The organism is Flavobacterium arundinis, from assembly GCF_038289855.1.
Lineage (GTDB): Bacteria > Bacteroidota > Bacteroidia > Flavobacteriales > Flavobacteriaceae > Flavobacterium > Flavobacterium arundinis.
This window is the reverse complement of record NZ_JBBYHR010000017.1, coordinates 1-9959: the sequence shown is the minus strand read 5'-3', so window position 1 is coordinate 9959 and position 9959 is coordinate 1. Positions and strand designations below refer to the sequence as shown.

The 9959-nt window shown below is 41.8% G+C and carries 9 protein-coding genes; 2 read left to right on the top strand and 7 right to left on the bottom strand.

What is annotated here, in order from left to right; translation table 11 throughout:
- Window positions 1–169 precede the first annotated feature (169 nt).
- The 4 genes from AAEO56_RS19195 to AAEO56_RS19180 all read right to left on the bottom strand — a co-directional run bounded on the left by AAEO56_RS19195 (window position 170) and on the right by AAEO56_RS19180 (window position 5074).
- A complete protein-coding gene (locus AAEO56_RS19195; RefSeq protein ID WP_341698703.1) occupies window positions 170–1147 on the bottom strand; it encodes an SMP-30/gluconolactonase/LRE family protein in 978 nt (325 codons plus the stop codon).
- An 88-nt stretch (window positions 1148–1235) separates the two neighbouring features.
- On the bottom strand, window positions 1236–2120 hold the full coding sequence (locus AAEO56_RS19190; RefSeq protein WP_341698702.1) for a bifunctional 5,10-methylenetetrahydrofolate dehydrogenase/5,10-methenyltetrahydrofolate cyclohydrolase: 885 nt from the start codon (window positions 2118–2120) through the stop codon (window positions 1236–1238).
- 73 nt (window positions 2121–2193) lie between these two features.
- Window positions 2194–3534: a signal recognition particle protein gene (ffh, locus tag AAEO56_RS19185; protein WP_341698701.1), complete on the bottom strand. Its 1341-nt coding sequence runs from the start codon at window positions 3532–3534 to the stop codon at window positions 2194–2196.
- Window positions 3535–4000: 466 nt separating this feature from the next.
- Window positions 4001–5074 carry a LamG domain-containing protein gene (locus AAEO56_RS19180; protein ID WP_341698700.1) on the bottom strand — a complete coding sequence of 358 codons (1074 nt, stop codon included), beginning with the start codon at window positions 5072–5074 and terminating at the stop codon, window positions 4001–4003.
- Window positions 5075–5380: 306 nt separating this feature from the next.
- On the opposite strand from AAEO56_RS19180, the gene AAEO56_RS19175 reads away from it, so the two are divergent.
- Window positions 5381–5599 (top strand): hypothetical protein, encoded by a 219-nt coding sequence (locus tag AAEO56_RS19175; protein WP_341698699.1) that lies wholly within the window; start codon window positions 5381–5383, stop codon window positions 5597–5599.
- Between the two features lie 75 nt (window positions 5600–5674).
- Here AAEO56_RS19175 and AAEO56_RS19170 read toward each other — a convergent pair whose 3' ends face one another.
- The 3 genes from AAEO56_RS19170 to AAEO56_RS19160 form a co-directional block, all read right to left on the bottom strand.
- Complete coding sequence (locus AAEO56_RS19170) at window positions 5675–6070, bottom strand: response regulator (RefSeq protein WP_341698698.1); 396 nt, start codon at window positions 6068–6070, stop codon at window positions 5675–5677.
- The gene (locus AAEO56_RS19165) at window positions 6057–7577 is read right to left on the bottom strand and encodes a PAS domain-containing sensor histidine kinase (RefSeq protein ID WP_341698697.1); all 1521 of its coding nucleotides are present in this window, start codon (window positions 7575–7577) and stop codon (window positions 6057–6059) included. Before AAEO56_RS19165 ends, AAEO56_RS19170 begins: the two co-directional genes overlap by 14 nt.
- Window positions 7578–7658: 81 nt before the next feature.
- Window positions 7659–8564 carry a site-specific tyrosine recombinase gene (locus tag AAEO56_RS19160; protein WP_341698696.1) on the bottom strand — a complete coding sequence of 302 codons (906 nt, stop codon included), beginning with the start codon at window positions 8562–8564 and terminating at the stop codon, window positions 7659–7661.
- Between the two features lie 89 nt (window positions 8565–8653).
- Here AAEO56_RS19160 and AAEO56_RS19155 point away from each other — a divergent pair, with 89 nt between their 5' ends.
- Window positions 8654–9271 carry a porin family protein gene (locus tag AAEO56_RS19155; RefSeq protein ID WP_341698695.1) on the top strand — a complete coding sequence of 206 codons (618 nt, stop codon included), beginning with the start codon at window positions 8654–8656 and terminating at the stop codon, window positions 9269–9271.
- The last annotated feature ends 688 nt before the right edge of the window (window positions 9272–9959 follow it).

Genomic DNA, 9959 nt, shown 5'->3' with positions numbered 1-9959 from the left:
CAAGTACGAGTTCGTGGAAGAATTAAATATGGAAATAATAAAAGAAATAGTGGTAATCTGCGATGGAGATCCAAGCAAAATACCACTATCTAATATGGTTTAAAGTCTTCCGAACACTTATGTCTTTGAGACCTTGTAGGTATATTAATTTCAACGGTAGATCAAACACTTATTTCAGCTTCACCCTGCACAGGTAGTGATGGGCCGTAATATAAAGGTAACCATCGGCACCGAAATTGCAGTTGGCAGTAGGTACGCCGGTTTCAATTTTGCCAAGCAGTTTGCCTTTCGGCGAAATAACCACGATACCATTTGCGGCAGCGGCATAGATATTTCCGGCAGCATCTGTCTTAATACCATCAGCGGCACCGTTGCTTACCTCTTTATGCTCCCTGAAATCGAAGAATATCTTCCCGGCACCCACTACCCCATTCTTATTTATATCATAAGCCATGATATAGGGGTTAGCGCCATCGGTATGGCTGACATATAGGATCGTTTCATCGGGTGATAAGGCGACACCGTTAGGGCGCTTCAGGTTACTTTGGAACTGCACTACATTTCCTTTGGCATCCACGCTGTAAACACCTTCTGTATTGATCTGCCTGTTGGCCGTATCGTTTTCCCTTCCGGGAAGTCCGTATATCGGGTCGGTGAAATAATAGGTACCGCTGCTGTGGCGGCAGATGTCATTTGGTGAATTGAATCGTTTACCCTTCCAGTTATCAGCAATGGTGACCTTGCCCCCACCCGAAAGCTTCATCCTTGAAATGCGGCGGTCGCCATGCTCGCAGGATACAAGTTCACCATCAGTATTTACCAACAGGCCATTGGAACCCGGCTCATCGCTGTATTGACCGAGACCCGTATAACCGGAAGGCTTCAGGAAAAGCTGCAGCCCGTTCTTTTCGTCCCATCGGAAAATGGTATTCTGAGGTGCATCGGAGAATAACAAGTAACCACCGTCTTTTACCCATACCGGCCCTTCTGCCCATTTTAGCCCTGTAGCAATCACTTCTATTTTGGCATCCGCCGAAACGAGTTTGGAGAATGAAGGGTCATAGGAGATTATTTTGCCGAGGGTTGGGTAGGTTTGTTGGGCGTAGGATGAAATGCCGATCAGAATAATGAATAGAAATTTTTTCATTGAATGTTTTGTTTAAAATAAAGTTCAACAGAAACCCCAAAGGTTTTGAAAACTTTGGGGTTTAATGCTATTTATAATAATGATGGATCTACTTCCTCAACCTCCGCTGCTCCCTTGCTAACAACGTATTTTTCAATAGCATTGCAATCGTCATGGGGCCAACGCCACCCGGTACAGGGGTTATGAAAGATGCTTTCTTGCTTACATTCTCAAAATCTACATCACCGGTTATACGATAACCTTTTTCGGTGGTCTCATCAGGTACGCGTGTAATACCTACGTCGATCACTACTGCATCATCTTTTATCATTTCTGCCTTGAGGTAGTTGGGTACGCCAAGCGCCGTGATGATGATATCTGCCTGTGTGGTTATCTGAGAGATGTTCTTGGTATGGCTGTGCGTCAGGGTCACGGTACTATTACCGGGGAAACCTTTACGGCCCATCAGGATACTCATAGGCCTGCCCACGATGTGGCTGCGGCCAATAACTACCGTATGCTTGCCCTCTGTCTGTACGTTGTAGCGCTCCAATAGTTCGAGTATCCCAAACGGTGTTGCCGGTATGAAGGTACTCATATCCAGCGCCATCTTACCAAAATTCTCCGGATGGAAACCGTCCACGTCCTTACTAGGGTCGATAGCCATGATCACCTTTTGGTCGTCGATCTGTTTCGGTAACGGGAGCTGTACGATAAAGCCATCAATGTTATCATCCTGGTTCAGCTCTTCGATCTTTTTAAGAAGCTCAATTTCGGATATTGTGCTTGGCAGCTTTATCAGTGTCGATTCGAATCCTACTCGCTCGCAGGCTTTTACCTTGCTGCCCACATAGGTAAGGCTCGCGCCATCGTTACCCACGATCACGGCCGCCAGGTGCGGCACCTTTTCGCCTTTGGCCTTCATTTTACTTACCACTTCGGCGATCTCATTCTTGATATCGTCCGAGGTTTTTTTACCGTCTAATAGTTGCATTGTGTGTTGTTTATGTTTAGAATAGAGTTGTGTTTTGGAAATAAAAAAAGACGCGATAACGCGCCTTTGTAGTTTATGGTTTCATGCCTTTCATGCCGCCCATCATCCTCATGAGGTTCTTTCCGCCTCCGCCCTGCATCATTTTCATCATTTTGCTCATTTGGTCGAACTGCTTCAGCAACTGGTTTACCTGCTGTATCGAGGTGCCGGAACCTTTTGATATCCTGTTTTTACGCTTGGCATCAAGGAGGGCCGGTTTGCTGCGCTCCTGCGGCGTCATCGAATGGATGATAGCCTCGATGTGCTTAAAGGCATCGTCTTCGATCTCCACATCCTTAAGGGCTTTGCCTGCACCGGGTATCATACCTACAAGGTCTTTCATGTTACCCATTTTCTTCACCTGCTGTATCTGCGTAAGGAAATCGTCAAAACCGAATTCGTTCTTGGCAATCTTCTTCTGTAATTTGCGTGCTTCTTCTTCGTCATACTGCTCCTGCGCCCTTTCTACCAACGACACAACGTCCCCCATACCAAGGATACGCTCCGACATACGGTTCGGGTAGAAAACATCGATCGCTTCCATCTTCTCGCCGGTACCTATAAATTTAATAGGCTTATCTACTACCGATTTAATGGAGATAGCCGCACCACCACGGGTATCACCATCTAATTTAGTAAGGATAACACCATCGAAGTTCAGCCTGTCGTTGAAAGCCTTAGCGGTATTCACGGCATCCTGTCCTGTCATAGCATCTACCACGAACAGAGTTTCCTGCGGCTGTATCGCTTTATGGACGTTGGCGATCTCGTTCATCATCTCCTCATCTACCGCCAAACGACCGGCAGTATCGACGATAACCACATTAAAGCCATTTGCTTTAGCATGTTTGATTGCATTCTGCGCAATCTCAACAGGATTGCGGTTGCCTTCCTCGCTGTATACTTCTACGCCTATCTGGCCACCCACCACGTGCAGCTGGTTGATCGCTGCCGGGCGGTATATATCACACGCTACCAATAGCGGCTTCTTGTTCTTTTTTGTCTTAAGGTAGTTGGCAAGCTTTCCTGAGAACGTCGTTTTACCCGAACCCTGAAGTCCCGACATCAATATAACCGTCGGGTTGCCGGAAAGGTTAATGCCTGTAGCATCGCCGCCCATAAGTTCGGTAAGCTCATCTTTAACGAGCTTCACCATAAGCTGGCCCGGCTGGAGTGTGGTAAGTACGTTCTCGCCAATAGCCTTTTCTTTCACCTTTGTAGTAAAATCTTTGGCTATCTTAAAGTTAACGTCGGCATCAAGAAGTGCGCGGCGTACTTCCTTAAGTGTATCGGCAACGTTTACTTCGGTTATCTTTCCGTGGCCTTTAAGGATATGGAAGGCTTTATCTAATTTTTCGCTTAAATTATCGAACATAAAAATTCAGGATTTCTTTATAGAGGTGCAAATTTAAGAATTTGATTTTGAACTTGCAGGGTTATGCCGATAAAAAAGCCCGACGAATCCGGCTTTTGATATCTAAACCTAATACAGTTATACGTTAAAAGTAAAGAATCGGGAAACAGCATTACATTATTAATTCCGAAGTGTAGCAAAGCGAAATAAAAAAAGCTCCTTACGCAGGAGCTTTTAAAACATAAACTGTAAATGTAATCTGAGAAACCGGAACTACTAAATCCGATTTATTATAAAACAATTTTAAGAAGTTTTACCCTACTTAAAAAGCTAATTTTAACACATGCAACTCCATTAATGTTACAAATAAATTGAAACTGGCTGAAAATTAAATTTTTATAAAATATTTTTTAAAAATAAAAAATAATAAAACCGGCCTGGGAATAGCCGGTTTCGGAAAAAAACTTGAATATTTAAAAAAACACAACTATTCTAAACATGTGCTGCAATCACCTTCCAGTTCGTACAGCGTTTGTACTTCCTGTTGGGTAAGTACCTTTTTATACACCCTGAGGTCATCCATCAGGCCTTTAAATGCATTGCCAATATAATAATCAAGGGCATCAGCGCCTATGTTGCCGTTAGCGGCTGTTTCGGTATCACGCAAAACGCCATCGCGGTATAGCTTCAATGTATTATTGGCATCAAGTGTTGCAACAAGATGGTGCCAGTTCTCAGTATCTTCCCATAAAGAAGGATTTTGGTTCCAGCTACTGTCCCATACTTCTGCCGAAGGCATACCAAACATTGGGGTATTCATATCATATACCGTAAGATAAAAGCCCTGCCCTGAAACATCGCCCTTTTTAAACAGGAGTTCGAAGTCGCCTGCCACGGTATTCTGCATTTTAAACCATAAGCTTATACTAAACTGGTCTCCTGTAACCAGAGCATTGCCCGCGCCGGATTGTACCTGAAGATACTCCTCGCCATTGAAAGCCATCGCACAGTTTGCATTTCCGTCCCTGTCGGTTCCCGGCTGGATATCCATTGGCGCAGAAACGAAGTTGCCTTTAAGATCGTGAACAACGCCATTCGCAAACGTTATATAGAGCATCAGGTCGTCAGTCAGGACTCCGGGATTGTTACAGTTATTTTCATCGCAGGCCGTCAGCGCCGCATTTATAGCAAGCCCAAGCTGCTGGTTATTACTAAGTGCAACCGTTTGCCCGTTTACAATTATGGTTACCGGGTAACTGATAGAATAATATTCGTTCGTACCAAGTGCCTGGAGCAATGCGCTTAATTCCGCATCATTATTAATCACATAGGTATCTTCCATCTGGAAACTGCTGTTGTAACCAAAGACCGTAACCGGATAGCTTATCGAAATGCAGTCATCCGTCGCCGTATCGTTGACTATTGAAATTAATAAATCGGTAAGTGATGAAGCACTGTCAAGCGTTTGCGAGTTATCTTCGCTCACGGAGTCATCCTGGCATGAAACTACCATGATGGAAAACAGGGCTATCAGCACTCCGATATACTTCACTTTCGTCATCTTTTATAATCTTGTTATAATCTTGCTTTGAAAGTAAACAGCCTAGTATTGAAAAACCCTACCTGTCCGCGCTAAAATTATAGTCAATCCCAGCGGCATAACTTATAAAATAAACATCGGAAATAGCGTGAATTCTCAAGATTTACCAGCCATTCAAAGTAGTTAGATATTAAATAAATCAAAAAAATCAGGTTAACAAAATGTAACGAAATCGTCTCGTTAATAATACGTTAAAAAAAATAAGGCATTATTTTTTTTATTTAAAAATAACTTATAAATTTGCCACACAGTTTAAACCCCCAAATTATGAAAAGCAGTCTATTAAAATGGTATTTCCTTGTATTTTTATTGGCAAGTGACTTTGTAGTATTTGCACAACCAGGCGGAACAGGAGAGGATGACGATCTTGAAGGCGGAGGTGATCCACCGGCTCCAATTAATACAAAGCTGATATGGCTTGCCATAGTAGGCATCTCTTTTGCTTTTTATTATTTCAACAAAAAGCGTCAGGAAAACAGAGCTTAAATAGCTACAGAATATACAAATTACACACCTCTTTTTATAAGAGGTTTTTGTATTTTTAGCTGTTTAAAAGTGTAGTTATATTACGAATATCTTATCGATATCTTCTTTGCAGATAGGTTTTAGGAAATAGTCCCGTACCGTACCGTTGAAATCTTTTGCCCGCTCAATATCAACTTCATTATTGGATGAGCTTATCATATATATAACCGGCATCTTTGAAAGGTCCGGGCCCAGCTTTATAAATTCCTCAAGGAATTGCCAGCCGTTCATGATCGGCATGTTTACATCCAGCAGGATCAGGTCGGGAAGCTGCTCGATATGGTTGTTTTGTTTTATAAAATCAATAGCATCCTGCCCATTGGAAAAAAAGGTGCTTTTTGCATTAATGCCATTTTGCTTAAGCAGGTTTTTTAATAAAAAATGGTATATCTTATCATCATCGATAACATACAGGCTGTTAATCTTCTTCATCAAAATAAATTTTAAATGCAGTACCTTTATTCACCTCGCTAACTACTTCAATTTTCCCTCCCATTGCCTCAACCTGGTTTTTTGTAATAAACAACCCTATACCTCTTGAGTTGCGGTTCTTATGAAATGTTTTATACATCCCAAAGAGCGAATTTTTATGTTTCTTTAAATCGATACCTAATCCGTTATCCGATACGGTAAGCACTTTCCGGCCCTCTATAATCTCAAAATCATAGGATACCATTGGCTTTCTCTCGGGACTCGAATATTTTATTGCATTAGTTGTAAAGTTAAGCAATATACTCTCAAGATAGGCAGGATTGTAATTTACTGTTACATCCAGCGGTATATTAATTTCTATAGTAACTCCGTGCTTGGTGATTTCATTGTGTAAAATCGTCAAAATATTTTTGAGGTAATGCCTCAGATTAAGGTTTTCACGAACGATCTTAATTTCGCTCTGTATCTCAACCAGTTCCTTCAGGTGGCTGATCGTGATTGAAAGCCCGTCTGAAATGCCTTCAAGGTGCTGCAGCAATTCTTCTCTTTCTTCATTGCTTGACCCTTTAAAAATATCCAGCAGCATCTTTAGGTTACCCGCATGCGACCTGAGGTTGTGCGATACGATATGGGCAAAATTACTGAGCCTGTTGTTTTGGCTGCCAATAATATCTATTGTATTGCCAAGCTCCATTTCCTTTTCCTTGAGCTGCGTAATATCTTTTAATGTACCTATCGCCCTTACCGGCTTAGTCCTGTCGTCAAAATGCATCGCCCTGCCCCGACTGATCACCCAACGATATTTCCCCTGGTCGGTCATAATCCTGTAAATGCTTTCATACGTTATTGACTTATTTTTTAAATGGTCAATCTTTACTTTTTGATACGACTCCATATCATCCGGGTGTATCCTCGAAAGCCAGAATGTACTGGGGTAAATAGCCTCCTTTTCTTCTTTGCCAAGTATCTTCATCGATTGCGGCGAAAAGTAGACCATGTTAGTTGTCATGTCCCAGTCCCATATACCTTCTGATGCCGCTTTAAGGGCGTATTTAAAACGCTGCTCAGAAAGCATTAAGTTGGTCTCCTGCTCCTTTTGGTCGGTTATATCGTTTACCCTGCCGTAAAAGCTTACGGTTTTTTCATCATCCAGTTCCGGCTTCGCAGTAACCCGCATCCAACGCAGCCCCTTTTTTGGCAGCTGTACCCTGAACTCATAATCCCAGTTGGTAAGGGTCTTTTTTGAAGCCTCAAGAGACCTCACAAAGCCTCTTATATCCTCCTCAAGTATACGGTCAGTAAAAAACTTCTCGGTGTTGTATGTAAATTCATCTACAGTAAGTTCATACAACTCATTCACGGTTTCGCTGGTAAACACTATTGAGTAATGGTCTTTCCCTGTCCATATCATTTTGAAAATTAAGTCGGGTACCTGGTCCAGAAGCTTTTTATAAAAAGCATCAAGACGCTCACCGTCATGAATGTCAGGCATATCAAAAAACTTCATACTTAACCTCTTTGCCACAAAAATACGTTTAGTTTTAAATTTAAAAATTTTTTCCCGAACTTTTAACCATTTAACAATAAATTATTTCCTTGGGTGATAGGTGTTTAGAACTTTATTTAGAAACTTTCGGTCAAGATGCATATAAATTTCGGTAGTAGTTATCGACTCATGCCCGAGCATAAGCTGTATCGAACGCAGATCGGCCCCGTTTTCCAGCAGATGCGTAGCAAAAGAATGCCGGAATGTGTGGGGGCTTATCGTCTTATTAAGCCCAATGGCAACCGCCAGCCTTTTTATAATAGTAAATATCATGGCACGGGTAAGCCCCCTGCCATGAACATTAAGGAACAATGTATCCTCATGCCCTTTTTTTATATCCAGCTTGTTGCGCATAGCGCCTACATACAGCCCGATATATTTCTTCGTCGACTTACCAACAGGCACAAAACGCTGCTTACTGCCTTTTCCCGTTATTTTTATAAAGCCTTCCTCAAAAAACAGGTCGGATATCTTTAGGGTAACGAGTTCCGAGACGCGAAGCCCACAACTGTACAATGTTTCGAGCATAGCCCTGTCTCTTTCCCCGCGGCCATCCGGCAACGATAGGTCGATAGCCCCTATCATCGTATCGATTTCGTTTAAAGACAGCGTGTCCGGAAGTTTGCGCCCCGTTTTCGGAACTTCAATTAATTCCATCGGGTTGGTTTTCCTGTAATCCTCAAAAATAAGGTAGTTAAAAAAACTCTTTAACCCTGAAATAATGCGCGCCCTCGTGCGTGGATTAAGCTCTCCGGAAACATGGTAAATAAACTGCTGGAGGCTCTCATCTCCAATAGTTACCGGGGAAATATCAATGTCATTTTCATCTAGATAGGTTACCAGCCTTTGGATATCAAAAGCATAACTGGCAATGGAATTCGCCGACAGGCCCCGCTCTATTTTGAGGTAGGATTTGTAGTCGCTTAAGAATTTTGCCCAGTTGGCCATAGGGGTTAAAGTTATGTGAATTAAGAATACTTTGAGAATAACCCCAATTTTAATCATATAATTTTGACAAACAAAACTAAAACGTACAAATGATGAAACTATTTAAAGTATTTTCGATGAGCGCACTTCTTTTTGGTGCCGTAACAGTATCTAATGCACAGGAAGACGCGAGCAACAAGGACTCTATGTCGCCAAGCTTTGGTGTTAAGGGTGGTGTAAACTTTGCCTCTCTGTCAGGCAGCGATGTTGATTCTCCGGATTCAAGGACAAGCTTTCACGTAGGTGTATTTGGTGAATTCCCGTTGGCAGACATTTTCTCTATCCAGGTAGAGGCATTGTATTCCGGACAGGGATTCCAAACTAATTTTGCAGGATCTGATGGCGATAAAGCAGAGTTCCAGCTTGACTACATCAATGTTCCTGTACTTGCAAAAGTATATGTAATAAAAGGGTTAAGCCTTGAAGTAGGTCCGCAGTTCAGCTTCCTTGTAAACGAAGAGTTCGATTTGAACCCTAACTCAAACAATGGCGATTTCCCGCTTGACAATGCAAACACATTTGAATTTGGTGTTGCGGCAGGACTTACCTTCCAGACAGAAATGGGATTGTTTGCTACAGGCAGGTACAACATGGGACTTACAGAGATCTATGATGATGTAGATGCTAAAAACTCGGTATTCCAGTTGGGTGTAGGATATAAATTCTAATCCTCATTATACAGCAAAAGCCTCCTTTAGGGAGGCTTTTTTCGTTTATTTTCTATCCTTAACCTGAACTGAATTTAATTTAACTACATGACGGCATAGATTTTTAAAAATGTCCAGGCTTTGTGTAAAACCACAATAGCAATAGAGAGCCAATGATTGCAACTGTGAAGCATTTTAGGACTATGAACTATAGAAATGCCTTTTTAAAAATTAACCGTTTACTGGTATTGTGAACTTTCAAAAGGCCATATCAGCATACAAAGAAGTTATCCGGGTTACCAAAAAACTTCAAGCTTGCCAATTGCATGATATTAAATTGTACGAAAGTCTTTCCGCTTAAGCTTAGGATCAGAAGTACCTTTTAAATAACTCAATCTTCTTAACTCCATCTAACTGTGGAATAATAAGTATCAGTAGCGTTCTGCCATATAAAGCCAGCCTCGGAATAATAATCATTAAACCTTATTTTCCTGCACATATCAACCAGAAGGCCATACGATTTGATGCTGATTAAAAACAAAAAAGCCTCCCCTAAGGAAGGCTATCATATTTTAAAAAATGGTGGTGTCTCGTCCTGAAATAGCGATACAAAAAAACTTCATTATGTCAGAAGAAAGAAATTATGTAAAGCGAACCCAGCGAGATTACAGCCTGTCTCTTAAATTACAAATCGTTCAGGAGATTGAGC